This window comes from Streptomyces bullii, from assembly GCF_042657145.1.
GTDB lineage: Bacteria > Actinomycetota > Actinomycetes > Streptomycetales > Streptomycetaceae > Streptomyces > Streptomyces bullii.
In genome coordinates this window covers 635,832-654,603 of sequence record NZ_JBHSNY010000001.1, presented here as the reverse complement: position 1 = coordinate 654,603, position 18,772 = coordinate 635,832, and the positions used below count along the sequence as shown (strand labels likewise).

General features: G+C 71.9%; 16 protein-coding genes. 10 read left to right on the top strand and 6 right to left on the bottom strand.

Annotation, left to right across the window (positions count from 1 at the left end):
- Positions 1–8: 8 nt before the first annotated feature.
- The gene (locus ACFPZJ_RS02945; RefSeq protein ID WP_381016690.1) at positions 9–1,625 is read right to left on the bottom strand and encodes a carboxyl transferase domain-containing protein; all 1,617 of its coding nucleotides are present in this window, start codon (positions 1,623–1,625) and stop codon (positions 9–11) included.
- An 86-nt stretch (positions 1,626–1,711) separates the two neighbouring features.
- Here ACFPZJ_RS02945 and ACFPZJ_RS02940 point away from each other — a divergent pair, with 86 nt between their 5' ends.
- The 3 genes from ACFPZJ_RS02940 (at position 1,712) to ACFPZJ_RS02930 (ending at position 4,565) form a co-directional block, all read left to right on the top strand.
- On the top strand, positions 1,712–2,314 hold the full coding sequence (locus ACFPZJ_RS02940) for an SACE_7040 family transcriptional regulator (RefSeq protein WP_381016687.1): 603 nt from the start codon (positions 1,712–1,714) through the stop codon (positions 2,312–2,314).
- A 191-nt stretch (positions 2,315–2,505) separates the two neighbouring features.
- On the top strand, positions 2,506–3,663 hold the full coding sequence (locus ACFPZJ_RS02935) for an acyl-CoA dehydrogenase family protein (protein ID WP_381016684.1): 1,158 nt from the start codon (positions 2,506–2,508) through the stop codon (positions 3,661–3,663).
- Between the two features lie 35 nt (positions 3,664–3,698).
- Positions 3,699–4,565, top strand: a complete 867-nt coding sequence (locus tag ACFPZJ_RS02930) for an acyl-CoA thioesterase (RefSeq protein WP_381016681.1) — start codon at positions 3,699–3,701, stop codon at positions 4,563–4,565.
- Positions 4,566–4,962: 397 nt separating this feature from the next.
- On the opposite strand, the gene ACFPZJ_RS02925 is transcribed toward ACFPZJ_RS02930, so the two are convergent.
- Together ACFPZJ_RS02925 and ACFPZJ_RS02920 are read right to left on the bottom strand one after the other, a co-directional pair.
- Positions 4,963–5,751, bottom strand: coding sequence for a phosphatase (locus ACFPZJ_RS02925; RefSeq protein ID WP_381016678.1), 789 nt, complete (start codon positions 5,749–5,751; stop codon positions 4,963–4,965).
- Between the two features lie 94 nt (positions 5,752–5,845).
- Complete coding sequence (locus tag ACFPZJ_RS02920; protein WP_381016675.1) at positions 5,846–7,300, bottom strand: PucR family transcriptional regulator; 1,455 nt, start codon at positions 7,298–7,300, stop codon at positions 5,846–5,848.
- A 256-nt stretch (positions 7,301–7,556) separates the two neighbouring features.
- On the opposite strand from ACFPZJ_RS02920, the gene speB reads away from it, so the two are divergent.
- Positions 7,557–8,525 carry an agmatinase gene (speB, locus tag ACFPZJ_RS02915; protein ID WP_381016672.1) on the top strand — a complete coding sequence of 323 codons (969 nt, stop codon included), beginning with the start codon at positions 7,557–7,559 and terminating at the stop codon, positions 8,523–8,525.
- Positions 8,522–10,207 carry a thiamine pyrophosphate-binding protein gene (locus ACFPZJ_RS02910; RefSeq protein ID WP_381016670.1) on the top strand — a complete coding sequence of 562 codons (1,686 nt, stop codon included), beginning with the start codon at positions 8,522–8,524 and terminating at the stop codon, positions 10,205–10,207. Before speB ends, ACFPZJ_RS02910 begins: the two co-directional genes overlap by 4 nt.
- On the opposite strand, the gene ACFPZJ_RS02905 is transcribed toward ACFPZJ_RS02910, so the two are convergent.
- Both ACFPZJ_RS02905 and ACFPZJ_RS02900 read right to left on the bottom strand, forming a co-directional pair.
- Positions 10,191–10,403, bottom strand: coding sequence for a DUF397 domain-containing protein (locus ACFPZJ_RS02905; protein ID WP_381016667.1), 213 nt, complete (start codon positions 10,401–10,403; stop codon positions 10,191–10,193). The two genes, ACFPZJ_RS02910 and ACFPZJ_RS02905, sit on opposite strands and share 17 nt — an antisense overlap.
- Positions 10,396–11,193: a helix-turn-helix domain-containing protein gene (locus ACFPZJ_RS02900; protein WP_381016665.1), complete on the bottom strand. Its 798-nt coding sequence runs from the start codon at positions 11,191–11,193 to the stop codon at positions 10,396–10,398. The genes ACFPZJ_RS02905 and ACFPZJ_RS02900 overlap by 8 nt, the downstream gene beginning before the upstream one ends.
- 166 nt (positions 11,194–11,359) lie before the next feature.
- Between ACFPZJ_RS02900 and ACFPZJ_RS02895 the strand changes: the two genes are divergently transcribed.
- Complete coding sequence (locus tag ACFPZJ_RS02895; protein WP_381016662.1) at positions 11,360–11,581, top strand: hypothetical protein; 222 nt, start codon at positions 11,360–11,362, stop codon at positions 11,579–11,581.
- Complete coding sequence (locus tag ACFPZJ_RS02890; protein ID WP_381016659.1) at positions 11,578–11,859, top strand: hypothetical protein; 282 nt, start codon at positions 11,578–11,580, stop codon at positions 11,857–11,859. The genes ACFPZJ_RS02895 and ACFPZJ_RS02890 overlap by 4 nt, the downstream gene beginning before the upstream one ends.
- Before the next feature lie 22 nt (positions 11,860–11,881).
- Here the strand turns inward: ACFPZJ_RS02890 and ACFPZJ_RS02885 are convergent, their stop codons facing one another.
- Positions 11,882–12,685 (bottom strand): endonuclease I family protein, encoded by an 804-nt coding sequence (locus ACFPZJ_RS02885; protein ID WP_381016656.1) that lies wholly within the window; start codon positions 12,683–12,685, stop codon positions 11,882–11,884.
- Between the two features lie 195 nt (positions 12,686–12,880).
- Between ACFPZJ_RS02885 and ACFPZJ_RS02880 the strand changes: the two genes are divergently transcribed.
- The 3 genes from ACFPZJ_RS02880 (at position 12,881) to ACFPZJ_RS02870 (ending at position 18,737) form a co-directional block, all read left to right on the top strand.
- Entirely contained in the window at positions 12,881–13,735 is an 855-nt protein-coding gene (locus ACFPZJ_RS02880; RefSeq protein WP_381016654.1) for a serine hydrolase, read from the top strand.
- A 53-nt stretch (positions 13,736–13,788) separates the two neighbouring features.
- On the top strand, positions 13,789–14,808 hold the full coding sequence (locus tag ACFPZJ_RS02875; protein WP_381016652.1) for an esterase-like activity of phytase family protein: 1,020 nt from the start codon (positions 13,789–13,791) through the stop codon (positions 14,806–14,808).
- A 176-nt stretch (positions 14,809–14,984) separates the two neighbouring features.
- Positions 14,985–18,737 (top strand): ABC transporter ATP-binding protein, encoded by a 3,753-nt coding sequence (locus ACFPZJ_RS02870; RefSeq protein ID WP_381016649.1) that lies wholly within the window; start codon positions 14,985–14,987, stop codon positions 18,735–18,737.
- Positions 18,738–18,772 lie beyond the last annotated feature (35 nt).

The following is an 18,772-nucleotide window of genomic DNA, read 5'->3' as shown; positions in this document are numbered from 1 at the left end:
GCTCCCCCTCACATCCGGAAGACGCCGAACTGGGGTTCACCCAGGGGCGCGTTGGCGCAGGCGGTCAGGGCCAGGCCCAGCACCTGACGGGTCTCCAGCGGGTCGATCACACCGTCGTCCCAGAGGCGGGCGGTCGCGTAGTAGGCGTTCCCCTGGCGCTCGTACTGGGCGCGGATCGGCGCCTTGAACGCCTCTTCGTCCTCGGTGGGCCAGGTCTCCCCGCGTGCCTCCAGCTGGTCCCGCTTGACGGTCGCGAGGACGGAGGCGGCCTGCTCGCCGCCCATGACGGAAATCTTGGCGTTGGGCCACATCCACAGGAAACGGGGCGAGTAGGCCCGGCCGCACATGGAGTAGTTCCCGGCGCCGTACGAGCCGCCGACCACGACGGTCAGTTTCGGCACGCGCGTGCAGGCCACGGCCGTGACCATCTTGGCGCCGTGCTTGGCGATGCCGCCCGCCTCGTAGTCCCGGCCGACCATGAAGCCGGAGATGTTCTGGAGGAACACCAGCGGGATGCCGCGCTGGTCGCACAGCTCGATGAAGTGGGCCCCCTTCTGGGCGGACTCGGAGAACAGGATGCCGTTGTTGGCGACGATGCCCACCGGGTGGCCGTGGATCCGGGCGAAGCCGGTGACCAGGGTCTGGCCGAACTCGGATTTGAACTCGGCGAAGCGCGAGCCGTCGACCACGCGTGCGATGATCTCGCGGACGTCGTAGGGCGTGCGGGGGTCGACGGGCACGGCGCCGTACAGCCCGGACGGATCGACCTTCGGTTCCACCGAGTGGGTGACCTCCCAGGGCAGCGGGCCGCGCGCCGGGAGGGTGGAGACGATGGTCCGCACGATCCGCAGGGCGTGGGCGTCGTCCTCGGCGAGGTGGTCGGTGACGCCGGAGACGCGGGAGTGCACCTCGCCGCCGCCGAGCTCCTCCGCGCTGACGACCTCGCCGGTGGCGGCCTTCACCAGCGGGGGACCGCCGAGGAAGATCGTTCCCTGGTTGCGGACGATCACGGCCTCGTCGCTCATGGCCGGGACGTACGCCCCGCCCGCCGTGCAGGAGCCGAGCACGGCCGCGATCTGCGGGATGCCCGCGCCGGACATACGGGCCTGGTTGTAGAAGATCCGGCCGAAGTGGTCGCGGTCCGGGAAGACCTCGTCCTGCATCGGCAGGAAGGCGCCGCCGGAGTCGACGAGGTAGACACACGGGAGGCGGTTCTCCAGGGCCACCTCCTGGGCCCGCAGGTGCTTCTTCACCGTCATCGGGTAGTACGTGCCGCCCTTGACGGTCGCGTCGTTGGCGACGACCACGCACTCGCGTCCGCCGACCCGGCCGATCCCGGCGATGACGCCCGCGGCCGGGGCCTGCCCGTCGTACATCCCGTCGGCCGCCAGCGGTGCCAGCTCCAGGAACGGCGAGCCCGGGTCGAGAAGGGTGTCCACGCGGTCGCGCGGCAGCAGCTTGCCGCGCGCGGTGTGCCGCGCCCGCGCCTTCTCGCCACCCCCCAGCCGGGCCGTGGCCAGCTTCGCGCGCAGCTCCTCGACGAGGACGCGGTGCGCCTCCTCGTTGGCCCGAAAGGCCTCCGACGCGGGATCTGCCGCGCTGTGAAGCTCCGGTGCCTCGTGCATCCTGCGGTCCCCTCACCTTGTTAATGAGCGTTAACGCATTTCCTTCAGGTTAACGACCGCTAACCTCGCTGTCTAGAATTGTTTTCATGGCCACCAGAACCGACGCCCTCACCCGCCGCGAGCAGATCCTCAAGGAGGCCGCCCGGCTGTTCGCCGAACGCGGGTTCCACGGGGTCGGGGTCGACGAGATAGGCGCCGCGGTCGGCATCAGCGGACCCGGGCTGTACCGGCACTTCGCGGGCAAGGACGCGATGCTCGCGGAGCTGCTGGTCGGTATCAGCGGGCAGCTGCTGACCGGTGCGAAGCGCCGTCTGGCCGAGTCCGACGGGGACGCCGGTCCGGAGACGGTCCTCGACTCGCTCATCGAGGGGCACATCGACTTCGCGCTGGACGACCGTCCCCTCATCACCCTGCACGACCGTGAGCTGGACCGCCTCCGGGACAGCGACCGCAAGCTGGTGCGACAGCTCCAGCGGCAGTACGTCGAGCTGTGGGTGGACGTGGTGCGCAGGGTGTACCCGGCGCTGGCCGAACCGTCCGCCCGCTCGGCGGTCCACTCGGTCTTCGGCCTGCTGAACTCGACACCGCACCTGGGCCGGCCGGGGTCGCTCCCGGGTCGCGGGGCCACGGCGGAACTGCTGCACCGGATGGCCCGGGGGGCGTTCGCGGCGGCGGCCGCGGGCGAGTGATCCCGCGGCGCGCGGGCGGCTCGGTGCCCTTCGCTCCCGGGGCGGTCGGCAGGTCCGCATTCCGGCACCTCGGCAAGCCCGGTGAGTGACGAGCGTTACGGACCTTCCTCTCTGGACGGCTGAGGCTACCCGCCGGTACCTTGATCTGAGCAAGCGCTTAGACATGCCCGAGGTACGTGGAGGTGGCGGACGTGCGCCGTACGGTGTTCAACGAGGATCACGAGGCGTTCCGGGAGACCCTTCGCGCCTTCATCGAGGCCGAGGTCGCGCCGGTGTACGACGAGTGGTTCGCGGCGGGTCAGGCGCCCCGCGACTTCTACTACAAGCTCGGCGAGCTGGGCCTCTTCGGCATCAACGTGCCCGAGGAGTTCGGCGGCGCCGGCCTGGACACCCACAAGTTCGAGGCCGTCCTCTACGAGGAGACCGCCCGCGCGGGCGTGCAGTTCGGCGGCTCCGGCGTGCACGTGCTGCTCGCCCTGCCCTACATCAAGATGCTCGCCACCGACGAGCAGAAGAAGCGCTTCCTGCCGAAGTTCGTCACCGGCGAGGAGATGTGGGCGCTGGCGATGACCGAGCCGGGCACCGGCTCCGACCTCGCGGGCATGAAGACCACCGCCAAGCTCAGCGAGGACGGCACGCACTACGTCCTCAACGGCGCCAAGACCTTCATCACCGGCGGCGTGCACGCCGACAAGGTCATCGTCTGCGCCCGGACCTCCGCGCCGACCGCCGAGGACCGCCGCTTCGGTATCTCCCTGTTCGCCGTGGACACCAAGTCCGAGGGCTACTCCATCGGCCGCAAGCTCGACAAGCTGGGCCTGCGCACCTCCGACACCGCCGAGCTCGCCTTCGTCGACGTCAAGGTCCCGGTCGAGGACCTGCTCGGTGAGGAGAACAAGGGCTTCTACTACCTCGGCCACAACCTGGCCTCCGAGCGCTGGGGCATCGCCTACGGCGCCTACGCGCAGGCCAAGGCCGCCGTCCGGTTCGCCAAGCAGTACGTGCAGGAGCGCACCGTCTTCGGCAAGCCGGTCGCCCACTTCCAGAACACCAAGTTCGAACTGGCCGCCTGCCAGGCCGAGGTGGACGCCGCCGAGGCCGTCGCCGACCGCGCCCTGGAGGCCCTGGACGCCGGCGAGCTCACCCCCGCCGAGGCCGCCAGCGCCAAGCTGTTCTGCACCGAGGTCGCGCACCGCGTCATCGACCGCTGCCTCCAGCTGCACGGCGGCTACGGCTACATGAACGAGTACCCGATCGCCCGCCTGTACGCCGACAACCGCGTCAACCGCATCTACGGCGGCACCAGCGAGATCATGAAGACGATCATCGCGAAGGACATGGGCCTGTAAGGCCCGCGAAACCCCTGCCGAATACAACTGACCTCATGAGTCAGGCACTTCAGGACCTCCTCGATCTGCTCGACCTGGAGCAGATCGAGGAGGACATCTTCCGCGGCCGGTCCCGTTCCGCCGTCGTCCCGCGCGTCTTCGGCGGGCAGGTCGCGGCGCAGGCGCTGGTGGCCGCCGGCCGGACCGCCCCCGAGGACCGTCCGCCGCACTCCCTCCACGCGTACTTCCTGCGCCCCGGCGACCCCGGCGCGCCCATCGTCTACACCGTCGACCGGATCCGTGACGGCCGCTCCTTCACCACCCGCCGGGTGGTCGCGGTCCAGCACGGCAAGCCGATCTTCCACCTCTCGGCGTCCTTCCAGACGCATGAGGAGGGCCTGGACCACCAAGCGCCCAAGCCGCCGTCGCCCGATCCGGCCACGCTGCCCACCTCCGAGGAGCGGCTGCGCGGTTACGCCCACCTCGACCCGGAGGTGGTGGAGCGGTTCATCGAGGCGCGGGGCGCGGTGGACCTGCGCTATGTCGACGAGCCGCCGTTCGGCCGGTTCGGCGAGCCGCGCGAGCCGCACTCCCAGGTGTGGTTCCGCACCAACGGCAAGCTGGCCGACTCCCCGCTGCTGCACGTCGTCCTCGCCACGTACGTCTCCGACATGACGCTGCTGGACTCCGTGCTGCTCGCGCACGGGCGCGGCGGCTGGGCCGTCGGCGACGTCGTCGGGGCCTCGCTGGACCACGCGATGTGGTTCCACCGGCCGTTCCGTGCCGACGAGTGGCTGCTGTACGACCAGGAATCGCCGTCGGCGCACGGCGGGCGCGGGCTGGGCCAGGCCCGCATCTACACGCAGGACGGCCGTCTGGCCATTTCGGTGATCCAGGAGGGCGTGGTCCGCGTCCCCCGGTGACCGGGGGCAGGCGGGTCCGTCCCCCCGGTCGTCCGCGGTCTCCGTATCCCCCCGGGCCAGGTGCGGTCTCCGTGCGCCCGGATCAGGTGCGGCCTCCGCGCGCCCCGGGTCACGTGCGGCGCTCCGTGTCCCTGGTCACCTGTGGTCTCCGCGCCCCCGGTCACCTGCGGCTCGCTCCGAGGCATCTGTGGTCTCCGTGCCGCCCGGGTCAGGTGCGGCCTCCGTGCCCCCGGGTCACGGTGCGGTTTCCGTGCCGCCGGGTTAGGGGGGCGGCCTCAGTGTCCCGGTTCACCTGCGGACTCTGTGCCCTCGGCCACCTGCGGCCTCCGTGCCCTCGGCCACCTGCGGCCTCGCCCCCGGTCACCTGTTGTCTCCGTGCCCCCCGGTGACCCGTGGGTCAGATCAGCCCGGCCTCCGTCAGGAGGTACGCCGTCATCGGGTCGTAGTGGCGGGGGCTGACCACGTGGTCGTCGAGCGGCACCGCCACCTGGAGCGTGCCCTCCGACTCCGCCAGGAACAGCGCCGGGTCGTTGCAGTCGGCGTAGCCCACGGAGTCGACGCCGTGCTGTCCGGCGTAACCGGCCCAGCCGTGGTCGGCGACGACCAGGTCGGGCAGCGGGCGGCCCTCGCGCTCCAGCGCGGTGAGGATCGCCTTCATCGGCTCGCCGGAGTGGGTGTGCCACAGCGTGGCGCCGTGCTCCAGCACCGCCACGTCCGCGAACTGCATGACGTACCCCTCGTCCGTCTGCAGCCCGTCCGGGATCACGACGATCTCGCAGCCCGCGGCGCGCAGGGCCGCCGCGGTGGCGCGGTGCACGTCGAGCAGACCGCCGGGGTGACCGGTGGCGAACAGCACCCGCTGCCCGCCGTCGGCGGCCTTGCGCAGCCGTCCGGCCAGGCGCTCCAGGGCCGCGACGGTCAGCTCCGGGTCGATGGTGTCCTGGCCGTACCGGTACTCCGGATCGTCGTTGACACCCACCCGCTCCGCCATCACCGCGAGCACGTCCTGCTCGTCGGTCCAGCGGTCGCCGAGCTCCAGGCCGAGCCAGTAGTGGCGGTTGCCGTTCGCCAGCTGGCGGTAGTGGGAGAGGTTGTTCTCGCGCGGGGTGGCGACGTCGCCCGCGATGCGCGTCCTGACGAGGTGGTCGACGAGTTCGGCGCGGCTGGGTGTCCCGGGTATCGGCATGGCACCCATTGTGAAGGAGCCGTGCGCGTGGCGTCCCTGGCGCATCGACCGCTGGGACGTGCGTCACGTACTCAGCCGGCCTGCGCTCAGGTACTCAGATCCGCCGCAGCGCGAACCACAGCTCCATCCGTACGTCCGGGTCGTCCAGGTCGGCGTCCAGCAGCGCGGCGCAGCGGGCGATGCGCTGCCGCACCGTGTTGCGGTGCACCGACAGGGCGACGGCGGTGCGGTCCCAACTGCCGTGCAGCGACAGCCAGGTGCGCAGCGTCTCGGTGAGGGCGGGTTGCCCGGCGACCGGGGCGAGGAGGGCGCGGGCGTGGGCCGCGGCCTCGTCGGGCGCCACCAGGTCGGCCAGGACGGGCCGGTCGCCGTGCCGGACCAGGGCGGTCCGGGTGGCGCGGGCCCGGGCCAGGGCGCGGGCCGCCTGGGTGTCGGCGGCGGGCCAGTCGCGCGGGGCGACGGGCGCGCTGACCCCCAGGGTCCAGCCGGGCGGCGGGGTCGGGGCCCGGCCGGCCGGCACCAGGACCCGTACGACGTCCCCGGCCAGGTCGACCAGCGCCGATCCGAGGGCGGCGCCGAGCGCGGACGCCGCGACCACGTCGGGGGCGGCCCCGTCCGGCCGGGCGTGCACGACATGCCACCGCTCCCCGCCGAGCAACGGCGCCACCTCCTCGGGCGGGGCGCCCAGCAGCAGCCGTACCAGCGCCGAGGAGCGGGCCGCGCCCGTGCCGCTCTGCTGCTCGCCGGTGAGGAGGGAGAGCAGCACGGCGGCCACGGAGGCGATGGTGTGGTCACCGGGGTCGCGCCGCGCGGTCGCGACGGCGAGCACGAAGCCCCGCCCGGTACCGAGGGCGTAGGCGGCGAGGTGGGTGGAGGCGCGGGTGTCGGTGGCGGTGGCGGACGCCCGCATGGTGACGACCCGCGCCAGTTCCGCCAGCGCCTCGCCCACCTCCTCGGCGACGGCCCGCCCGGCCGCCGCGAGCTGCGCCCCCTCCGGCCCGAACAGCACCGCCCGGCCGCCCAGCCGCCCGGCCAGCTGCCGCAGCACCGACGGCACCGGGTCGGGGCGGGCGGCGGCGGCCGCCAGGCTCTGCTGGGCCTCGGTCACCCGGCGCAGCTCCGCCGTCCGGGCCCGGGCCATCAGCTGCCAGACCGCGCGGGCCACCCCCGAGAAGGTGGTCTGCGGCGGCACCTCCAGCAGCGGCAGCCCGTGCGCCTCGCAGGCCGCGACCAGGCCGTCCGGCACGGTGTCGTGCACCGGCGCGAGACCGAAGCCGAGAGCCGCGCCGCCCGCCGCCACGATCCGCGCCACATAGTCGTCGAAGTATGTGCCCGACCCCACCGCCTCCGGGATGTGCACGCCCGCCGTCAGCAGCAGCTCACCGCCCAGCAGGTACGGGTACGGGTCCGCCATCTCCGAGGTGTGCGCCCAGTGGAGGGTGACGTCCGGGCCCTGGGGCCCGGCGATCTGCCGCAGGGCCAGGTCCTCGCGGGCCAGCAGGGCGGCGAGGGGCACCGGCGGCGTGGGCGGAACAGCGGGGTCCGGCACGATGGACGTTCCCTCCACTTCGTTCCGTACGAGTGGATGAAACGTACACTTCGCAGGCGCTGTCCGGCCACCTAGGGTCGGTCCTCGTCACCCCCGGCGCGGCTGTCCTCGCCGCCTGGCGCACGCCTCGCCGGACGGGCCTCCGAACGCTTGTCTGAAGCGGTTCCGGCTCCCCAGTAGAGTCGTAGAGCAAGCGGTACAGAGCAGTACACACGTGTTCATACGCGATGAAGCGCAGGAAAGAAGGCAGTTCCCCATGAGCAGCACCGAGACGCCGCGCGGCCCCGTCGACTCCTCCCGCGTCCCGCGGTACGCCGGCCCCGCGACCTTCGCCCGGCTGCCCCGCCTCGACGAGGTCGGCCGCGCCGACGTCGCCGTGGTGGGCGTGCCGTTCGACTCGGGCGTCTCGTACCGGCCGGGCGCCCGCTTCGGCGGCAACGCCATCCGTGAGGCGTCCCGGCTGCTGCGCCCGTACAACCCCGCGCAGGACGCCTCCCCGTTCGCCCTCGCCCAGGTCGCGGACGGCGGTGACATCGCCGTCAACCCGTTCAACATCAACGAGGCCGTGGAGACGGTCGAGGCGGCGGCGGACGAGCTGCTCGGCACGGGCGCGCGCCTGATGACGCTGGGCGGCGACCACACCATCGCGCTGCCGCTGCTGCGCTCGGTCGCCAAGAAGCACGGCCCGGTCGCCCTGCTCCACTTCGACGCGCACCTCGACACCTGGGACACCTACTTCGGCGCCGAGTACACCCACGGCACCCCGTTCCGCCGCGCGGTGGAGGAGGGCATCCTCGACACCTCCGCCCTGTCGCACGTCGGCACCCGCGGCCCGCTGTACGGCAAGCAGGACCTCACCGACGACGAGAAGATGGGCTTCGGCATCGTGACCTCGGCGGACGTCTACCGCCGCGGCGCCGACGAGATCGCCGACCAGCTGCGCCAGCGCATCGGCGACCGCCCGCTGTACATCTCCATCGACATCGACTGCCTCGACCCGGCCCACGCCCCCGGCACCGGCACCCCCGAGGCCGGCGGCATGACCTCGCGCGAACTGCTGGAGATCCTGCGCGGCCTGGCGTCCTGCAACCTGGTCTCGGCGGACGTCGTCGAGGTGGCCCCCGCGTACGATCACGCGGAGATCACGTCGGTGGCCGCGTCCCACACGGCGTACGAACTGACGACGATCATGACCCGACAGATTGCCGAGGCCCACGCGAAGTGACTCACGACCACGACCTGGAGCTCCGCCCGACACCGGCCCAGACGGAGGCCGCGCTGAACCCTCCTCCTGGCCGCACCGGCGGAGACCTGGTCGTGGAGACCCTGGCCGGGCTCGGCGCGACGACCGTCTTCGGCCTGCCCGGCCAGCACGCCCTCGGGATGTTCGACGCCCTGCGCCGCTCGGACCTCAGGTACGTCGGCCTGCGGGTGGAGAACAACGCCGGGTTCGCGGCGGACGCCTACGGCCGGATCACGGGTGAGGCGGCGCCGCTGCTGCTGTCGACGGGGCCGGGCGCGCTGATGTCGCTGGCCGCACTGCAGGAGGCGGCGGCGGCCTCGGCCCCGGTGCTGGCCATCGGCAGCCAGGTCCCGACGGCCGGCCTGGGCGGCGGCCGCCACGGCTATCTGCACGAACTCCCCGACCAGGCGGCCTCGTTCCGGGGCGTGGTCAAGTCCGTCCACCCGGTCCGCACCCCGTCCCAGATCCCCTCGGCGATCGCGGCGGCCTGGAAGTCGGCGCTGACCGCGCCGCACGGCCCGGTGTGGGTGGAGATCCCGCAGGACGTGCTGCTGGCGCGGACGGTGATCCCGGTCGTGACGGGGATGGACGCCACCCCCGACGACCTGCCGCCGCGCCCGGAACTGACGGCCGTGGCCGCCGACCTGCTGTCGAGGGCCGCCCGCCCGGCGATCGTGGCGGGCGGGGGAGTGGTGCGCTCGGACGCCTCGAAGAAGCTGCGTCGGCTGGCGGAGCGGCTCCAGGCCCCGGTCGTCACCACCTTCGGCGGCAAGGGCGCGTTCCCGTGGCACCACCCGCTGTCCTTGCAGTCCTGGCTGGAGGACCGCCACACCACGGACTTCCTGGAGGACGCCGACGTCCTGCTGGTGGTCGGCTCGGGCCTCGGCGAACTCTCCTCGAACTACCACACCTTCAGGCCGCGGGGCCGCGTCATCCAGATCGAGGCCGACCTCGGCAAGCTGGAGTCCAACCACCCGGCGCTCGGCATCCACGCCGACGCGCGCCTGGCGCTGCAGGCGCTGCTGGAGACCGTGACGGAACGGAGCGACCCGGCCGCCCCCGAGCGTGTGCGGGAGGTGCTCGCCAAGGTCGCCGAGCGCCTCGATTCCCAGGAACTCACCCTGGAACAGGAAGTGCTGGCGTCGGTGCGCCGGGCCCTGCCCGCCCACGCCCCCTCGTTCTGGGACATGACGATCCTGTCGTACTGGGCCTGGTCGGCCTTCGACCCCAAGGCCCCCAACACCATGCACTCGGCCCAGGGCGCCGGCGGCCTCGGCTACGCCTACCCCGCGGCCCTCGGCGCGGCGGTCGCCGACCCCACCCGGCCGGTCCTCGCGGTCTCCGGCGACGGAGGGGCGCTGTACTCCGTCGCCGAGCTCGCCACGGCCCGCCAGCACGACCTGGACGTCACCTGGCTGATCGTCGACGACGGCGGCTACGGCATCCTGCGCGAGTACATGACGGACGCGTTCGGCCAGGCCACGGCGACGGAGCTGACCCGGCCCGACTTCGTGGCGCTGGCGGAGTCCTTCGGGGTCCCCGGGGTCCGTACGACCCCCGAGACCCTGGAGCGGGACCTGACGGAGGCACTGGGTTCACCTGGGCCGTCGGTGGTGGTGCTTCCGGCGGTGTTGCGGATGTTCGCGCCTACGCATCCGTCTTGAGCGCCGAGACGAAGGACGACCAGCCCGCAGGAGAGAAGAGCAGGGCGGGGCCGTGAGGGTTCTTCGAGTCGCGGACGGGGACGCCGCAGGGGTGGTGGTCGAGGACTTCGAGGCAGCTGCCGGCGTTGTCGTCGCTGTACGACGACTTGCGCCAGCCGATCAGCGTGGCCGCGTCCGGGATGGTGTGCTCAGTCATGGTGCCCGTACTCCTTCGCAGTGGCCCTGAGCAGGGCCAGTGAGTCCTTCAACGGCATCGCGTCACTCAGGGCGAGATCGTAGCGATGCTGCAACTTCCGGACTGCGGACGGGGCATCGTGCACTTTCCCCACGTGCCCGCCCTCGGTGTACGCCAGCGGTGGTTGGTCCTCGAACCACATCAGCGTGAGCATGCTGCTCATCAGCGGATGATGGCCAACGGCAAACGGCAGCACGTGCACGCGGATACGTCCGGTCTCCGCGAGACGAACGACGTGCATGATCTGCTCCGCCATGACGTCCGCGCCACCGATGGGACGCCGCAGAACCGTCTCGTCCAGCATCGCCCACACCACCGGCGCCCCCGGATCGTCGAGGATCTTCGCGCGCTCAAGGCGTGTGACAACGCGCCTGTCACATTCCTCGTCACTCACAGGAGGGAACGCCGCGCCCAGAACCGCACGCGCGTACCTTTTCGTCTGGAGGATGCCCGGGACGTACGCCAGGGCGAACTCGCGGATCATCACCGCCTGTTGTTCGAGTACGCGCACCTTCTCGAAGTACTCGGCGATCGACGCGTCGTCGTCCTGCGGCAGAAAGCTGCTCAGTACGTTCCCCGTGTTCAGCGCCCTGTCCAGCCGTCGCGCGTCCTCCTTCGACGGCACCCGGCGGCCCGCCTCGATGTGGGCGATGTGCGAACGCGTCATGACCGCCATGTCCGCCAGTTGCTGCTGCGTCAGCCCGGCCGCCTCGCGACGTTCCTTGAGCCAGTCGCCGTAGATGCTGCCCACAGAGCCAACTCCTTTGTGACAGATGACTGGTCACATCCGACCCTCTGGCGAGCCTAGCCCGCGCCCTCTCATGCTGTGAGGGCATCGCTACAGAAAGCGAAAGCCCCCGCGACCGAGCCACCGGTCCGGGGGTGTGGCCATCAACGAACGCTAGGGAGCTGACGACATGGGACACCGTATCGCCCGCGTCTTCACGGTGCTGCGCCTACTGCTGAGTCCGACGCGCTTCCGTCCCGACCCGAAGGACGACGCGGCGCGTGCGAGCGGCCCGACCGTCCACCATGTCGGTCCGCACAGTCCCCGCGCGGCACAGCCGGCCACGGTTTTGGGCATCGGCATCGGCTCGCTCGGCATGGTGCACACGGTGTGCGCGGAGGGCGGGAGGTGACGCTGCGGCTGCTGCCCTGGGAGGGCGCGGAAGGCAAGCGGTGCTACCTCGTGACCGACGGGGCCGGAGTCGTCTCGCGGGTGGCCGACACGGTCGAGAGCGTGCAGCTCGCGATGGCCGGTGAACTCCTCGGCCACGCGGCCGACCTGGTGGCCGACCGGCGGGCAACGTGTGAACAACTCCGGTTCCTGCTGGAGCGGATGAGGGAGTCGCTGACCGAGGTGTGCCGGATCGCCGAGAGCCGGGGCGACCGCCTGGCCGGCTCCCGGCACGAGTAACACCTCGCCGTGATCCGGCCGCCTACCAGATCGCCTCGACCCACTCCGGATGATCGATGAACGGGTTGCGGTTCTTCTGGTAGGTGTCGTAGACGACCTGGTTGCGGCGCTCCTCGAAGGCGTCCGGCGGGTCCTGCTCGTTCCACTGCTTCAGGACGGAGAGGCGGCCCGTGTAGGGCGCGCTGCCGTTGGCCACGCGGTCGTTGGGCTCCAGGTCGGCCCAGGCGTCGTCGCCCTCGTAGCGGACGGCCATGTAGAGGATCATGCGGGCCACGTCGCCCTTGACCGCGTCGCGCGGCTCGAAGGAGTCGGAGTCGGTCAGGCTGCCGCCGGAGTTGGTGAAGGTGCCGCCCCCGTTGTCGAAGTCCTTGTTGCCGCGGATGGAGTTGACCTGGACGTCCTCGGGGCGGATGTGGTGCAGGTCGGTGCCCGGGCCGGTGGAGGTGGTGAGGTCTCCGTGGGAGATCGCCCAGACGTGCTCGCGGTTCCAGTCGCCCACGTCGCCGCCGTTGAGGCTCTTGCTGCGGGACTTGCCCGAGTACAGCAGGATCACGTTGCCGCTGTTGTTCGGGTCCTGGTCGGTGACCTTGAGGGCCTCCCAGAGCGCCGCGTACGACAGCTTGTTCTGACTGCTGATGATCGTGTGCAGGGACGACTTCAGGGCGGTGCCCGTCTTGCCGACCGCGTCGCGGTAGTACGTCGTGTCGTACGCGGTGGTGGTCGCGGCGGCCGGGGTCGCGGTGAGCGCCGGGGCGGTGAGGCCGGCCAGGACGGCGGCGGTGGCCAGCGCCACCGGCTTCCAGCGGCGTATGCGTGTCGCCAGCATGTGGGGTGTCCCATCTACGCGGGTTGAATGGAGGCGGCACCGGGAGAGTGACACGAGTGCGTGATCGTGTCCATGACTAAAACATGTCGATCGGATGACGGGACCGGACGGAAGCGGACCGAAGTGGACCGGCGGACGGCAAAGAACTGCCCTGCGGGGACAACCTTTTACGCCCGCCCGTGAGTCAAGTGGTGCATGACTCCTGGGACATCCCGCCGTACGAGACTCCTGACGGCCGGTGCGGCCGTCGGCGCGCTCATACCCGGCGTGGCCGCGGGCACGGCCGCCGCGGCCACCACACCGACCGTCAGCTGCGCCTCCGCCAAGGCGGGCCTCGCCGACAAGCTGAAGAGGGACATCACCGGCGCGCTCGCCGGCCGCAAGGGCACCGTCGCGGTCGGCGTGTACGACCGGACGAGCAGGACGACCTGCACCCTGCGGCCCTCCACCGCCTACGACTCCGCCAGCGTCGTCAAGGTCACCGTCCTGACCACGCTGCTGTGGGACGCGAAGAGACAGGGCCGCTACCTCACCGACCGCGAGGCCTCGCTCGCCAAGGCCATGATCACCAAGTCGGACAACACCGCGACCTCCACCCTGTGGAAGCAGCTGGGCCTGACGAAGATCAAGGGCTTCCTCACCGCCGCCGGCATGACCCAGACCAAGCCCGGCGCGAACGGCTACTGGGGCCTGACCCAGATCACCGTCACCGACGAGCAGAAACTGCTCAGGCTGCTCACCGCCAGGAACACCGTCCTCAGCGACAACGCGCGCGCCTACACCCTGAAGCTGATGGGCCAGGTCGTCTCCTCGCAGCGCTGGGGCACCCCGTACGGAGCGCCTTCCGGGGTCGCCGTGCACGTCAAGAACGGCTGGCTCCAGCGCTCCACGCACGGCTGGCGGGTGCACAGCGTCGGCACCTTCGACGGCGGGGGACACGACTACACGATCACCGTGCTCACCCACGGCAACAGCACCATGAACTACGGCATCGCCACGATCCAGGGCGTGGCCAAGGTCGTCCACCGGGACCTCGCCGCCGCCCGATGACGCTTCACCGCACGGACTCCCGGCCGTCACCGGCCCGTCCTACGGTGACGCCCATGCGCCTGAGAAACCTTCTCGCCACCGTCACCGCCGGCCTGGCGGCGGCCACCTGCCTGTCCGCCGCCGGTCCGGCCGACGCGGCCGAGAGCCACGCCTGTTCGCCGTCCGTCTCCATCGACCGCTTCTCCGACGCGCTCGACAAGACGACGTACGACGGCACCTTCGTCGGCAACCTGTCCGCGCTCGCCGTCGACAGGGACGGTTCGCTCGCTGCCCTGTCCGACCGCTCGGCTCTGTTCGACCTGGACGCCGGAACCCTCGCGCCCGAGAGCGTCGTCCCGCTCGCCGACGACGACGGCACCGCCCTCGACTCCGAGGGCCTCGTCGTCGACCGCGACGGCACCCGGCTGGTCACCTCCGAGACCGAGCCGTCCGTCCGCCGCTACTCCCGGGCCGGCCGCCTCCTCGACTCCCTCCCCGTGCCGGACGCCCTGCGCGTGAGCCCCGCGGGGCGCGCTCAGCCCAACGGCACCTTCGAGGGCCTGACCCTGCTGCCCGGCGGCCGAACCCTGCTCGCGTCGACGGAGTACGCCCTGTCCGGCGACAGCATCGGCATCGTGCGCTTCCCGACCTGGCGGCGGACGCCGGACGGGCACTTCCGGCCCGCCGCCCAGTACGCCTACCCGGTCGACTCCGGCCTGGGCGTCCCCGAGGTGCAGGCGACCCCCGACGGCCGCCTCCTCGTCCTGGAGCGCGGCTTCACCCCCGGCGTCGGCAACACGGTCCGCCTCTACCTGGCCGACCTGCGCCACGCCACCGACACCAGCGGCATCGACACCCTCACGGGTCAGCCCGGCGTCCGGCTGATCCGCAAGACGCTGCTCGCCGACCTCGCCACCTGCCCCTCCCTGGGCGCCACCGCCAGGCAGCCGCAGCCCAACCCGCTCCTCGACAACATCGAGGGCATGACGATCACGGGCCGTGCGAAGGACCGCCTGAAGGTGCTCCTGGTCAGCGACGACAACCACAACCCCGTCCAGACGACCCGGTTCTACAGTCTCCGGGTGCGGATCTGACACGGCCCTGGTCCACGACGCAGGACTCCGGCCCGGTCGCGGGCCCCGGCCCAGGTCGTAGGACCAGCGCCCGGGCCGCCCGGGACCTTGGTCCCGGGAAGGTCGCGGAGGGATGAAATCCGCCTCTGTCCGTGTTGGTGCCTTCCGGTAAAGCAGGACGATCGGAGGGCACCGGCGTGGGATCGCAACGGGGTGGGGCCGGGCAGGGCAGGCCCGGCTGGGCACGACGACTGTGGGGCTACGCCTGGCGTTACCCCAAGGACGTCGTCCTGGCCCTCGGCTCGTCCCTGGCCGGCATGGCCGTCATGGCGCTGGTCCCGCTGATCACCAAGGTGATCATCGACGACGTCGTCGGCGGCCACACCCGCGCCATGGCACCCTGGGCGGCCACCCTCGTCGGCGCCGGGCTGGCCGTCTACGTCCTGACCTACATCCGCCGCTACTACGGCGGCCGGCTCGCCCTCGACGTCCAGCACGACCTGCGGACGGCGATGTTCACGACGATCACCCGGCTCGACGGGCGGCGCCAGGACGAACTGTCCACCGGGCAGGTCGTCGGACGCGCCACCAGCGACCTCCAGCTGATCCAGGGCCTGCTTTTCATGCTCCCGATGACCATCGGGAACATCCTGCTCTTCCTCATCTCCCTGGTGATCATGGCGTGGCTGTCGCTGCCGCTCACGCTCGTCGCGCTCGCCGTCGCCCCCGCCCTGTGGTGGATCGCCAGGCGCAGCCGCACCCGGCTGCACCCCGCCACCTGGTACGCCCAGGCCCAGGCCGCCGCCGTCGCGGGCGTGGTCGACGGTGCCGTCAGCGGTGTCCGCGTGGTGAAGGGCTTCGGGCAGGAGGAGCAGGAGACCGGGAAGGTCAGGGAGGTCAGCCGGCGGCTGTTCGCCGGTCGGCTGCGCACCATCCGACTGAACGCCGTCTACACCCCCGCCCTCCAGGCCGTGCCCGCCCTCGGCCAGGTCGCCATGCTGGCGCTCGGCGGCTGGCTCGCCGTGCGCGGGCACATCACGCTCGGCACGTTCGTCGCCTTCTCCACGTATCTCGCCCAGCTGGTCGGCCCGGTCCGCATGCTCGCCATGGTGCTCACCGTCGGGCAGCAGGCCCGGGCGGGCACCGAACGCGTCCTGGAGCTGATCGACACCGAGCCGTCGCTGGCCGACGGCACCAAGGAACTGCCCGACGACGCCCCCGCGACCGTCGAGTTCGACTGCGTCTCCTTCGGCTACGACCCCGCCCGCCCGGTCCTCGACGGGCTCTCCTTCGAGATCCGCCCGGGCGAGACCCTCGCCGTCGTCGGCTCCTCCGGCTCCGGCAAGTCCACCGTCTCCCTGCTCCTGCCGCGCTTCTACGACGTCACACACGGCGCCGTCCTCGTCGGCGGCCACGACGTGCGCGAGCTGACCCTGGAGTCGCTGCGGGCCGCGATCGGGCTGGTCCCCGAGGACTCCTTCCTCTTCTCCGACACCGTCCGCAACAACATCGCCTACGGCCGTCCGGACGCCACCCAGGAGCAGATCGAGGCCGCCGCCCGCACCGCCCAGGCCGACCGGTTCATCGCCGAGCTGCCCGACGGCTACGACACCACCGTCGGCGAGCACGGCCTGACCCTCTCCGGCGGCCAGCGCCAGCGCATCGCTCTGGCCCGCGCGATCCTCACCGACCCGCGGCTGCTGGTCCTGGACGACGCCACCTCCGCCGTGGACGCCCGCGTCGAGCACGAGATCCACGAGGCGCTGCGGGAGGTCATGCGGGGCCGCACCACCCTGCTGATCGCCCACCGCCGCTCCACCCTCAACCTCGCCGACCGCATCGCCGTCCTCGACGGCGGCCGCCTCGCCGACCTCGGCACCCACGAGGAACTCCAGCAGCGGTCCGCCCTGTACCGGCGGCTGCTCACCGACCCCGACGAGCTGGGCGCCGTCTCCCCGGGCCACGCCCAGCCGGCCGCGCCGCAGGAGGACACCTCCGTACGGGACGAGCTGGACGCGGAGTTCGACGCCGAGCGGGGCATCACGCCGAGGCTGTGGGCGGGGGAACGCGAGCCCCGCGACACGGCGATGGACGGCAGCCCCGCCACCCCCGAACTCCTCGCCCAGGTCGAGGCGCTGCCCCCGGCCACCGGCACTCCCGACGTCGACGAGGCGCGGGCGGTCCGGCCGGAGGAGAGTTACGGCCTGCGCAGGCTGCTCGGAGGCTTCGGCCTTCCCCTCCTGGTCAGCCTCGGGCTGGTCGCCGTCGACGCCGGCGCGGGACTGTTCCTGCCCGTGCTGGTCCGGCACGGCATCGACTCCGGGGTCACCCAGCTCGCCCTCGGCGCCGTCTGGGCGGCCTCGCTGCTCGGCCTGCTGACGGTGGTCGTCCAGTGGGCGGCCCAGTCCGGCGAGATCCGCATGACCGGACGCACCGGGGAGCGGATCCTGTACGCGCTCCGGCTGAAGATCTTCGCCCAGCTCCAGAGGCTCGGGCTCGACTACTACGAGCGGGAGCTGACCGGCCGGATCATGACCCGGATGACGACCGACGTCGACGCGCTGTCGACGTTCCTCCAGACGGGCCTGGTCACGGCCTTCGTCTCGGTCGTCACCTTCTTCGGCATCATGGTCGCCCTGCTCGTCATCGACGTACAGCTCGCCCTCGTCGTCTTCGCGACGCTGCCGCCGCTGATCGTCGCCACGTACTTCTTCCGCCGGGCGAGCGTGAAGGCGTACGAACTGGCCCGCGAACGGGTGTCGGTGGTCAACGCCGACCTCCAGGAGTCGGTGTCCGGGCTGCGGATCGTGCAGGCGTTCCGGCGGGAGCGGGACGGCGGGCGGCGGTTCGCCGAGAGCAGCGACAGCTACCGGCGGGCCCGCGTGCACGGCCAGTGGCTGATCTCGGTGTACTTCCCGTTCGTGCAGTTCCTGTCGTCGGCGGCCGCCGTGGCCGTGCTGGTCGTGGGCGGCGCCCGGGTCGACGACGGGACGCTGACGACCGGCGCGCTCGTGGCGTACCTGCTCTACATCGACCTGTTCTTCGCGCCGGTGCAGCAGCTCTCCCAGGTCTTCGACGGCTACCAGCAGGCGACCGTCTCCCTCGGCCGCATCCAGGAGCTGCTGCGGGAGCCGACGTCGACGAAGGTGGCCGACGAGCCCCGCCGGGTGCGCTCCCTGCGCGGCGAGATCGCCTTCGAGAACGTGCACTTCTCCTACGGCGCCGCCGACGAGGGCGACGCGGCACTGAGCGGGGTCGACCTGCGCATCCCGGCCGGGCAGACCGTCGCCTTCGTCGGCGAGACCGGCGCGGGCAAGTCGACCCTGGTGAAGCTGGTGGCCCGGTTCTACGACCCGACCAGCGGACGGGTGACCGTCGACGGAGCGGACCTGCGGGGCCTCGACCTCACCTCCTACCGGCACCGTCTCGGCGTCGTCCCCCAGGAGGCGTACCTCTTCCAGGGCACCGTCCGCGACGCCATCGCCTACGGCCGCCCCGACGCCACCGACGCGGAGGTGGAGGCGGCGGCCCGCGCGGTCGGCGCCCACGAGATGATCGCCACCCTGGAGGGCGGCTACCTCCACGAGGTCGCCGAACGCGGCCGCAACCTCTCCGCTGGGCAACGCCAGTTGATCGCCCTGGCCCGCGCCGAACTCGTCGACCCGGACATCCTGCTCCTCGACGAGGCGACGGCCGCCCTGGACCTGGCCACCGAGGCGCAGGTCAACCAGGCGACGGATCGCCTGGCGGGCCGCCGCACGACCCTCGTCGTCGCCCACCGCCTGACCACCGCCGCCCGCGCGGACCGGGTCGTCGTCATGGACCACGGCCGGGTCGCGGAGGACGGCACGCACGAGGAGCTGCTGGCACGCGGCGGGCGGTACGCGGAGCTGTGGCGGACCTTCGTCGGTCAGGCCGAACCGGAGGAGCCGGTCGGCGCGTCCTGGTGACGACCGCGCAACCATCCGACATACGTCATGCGTCC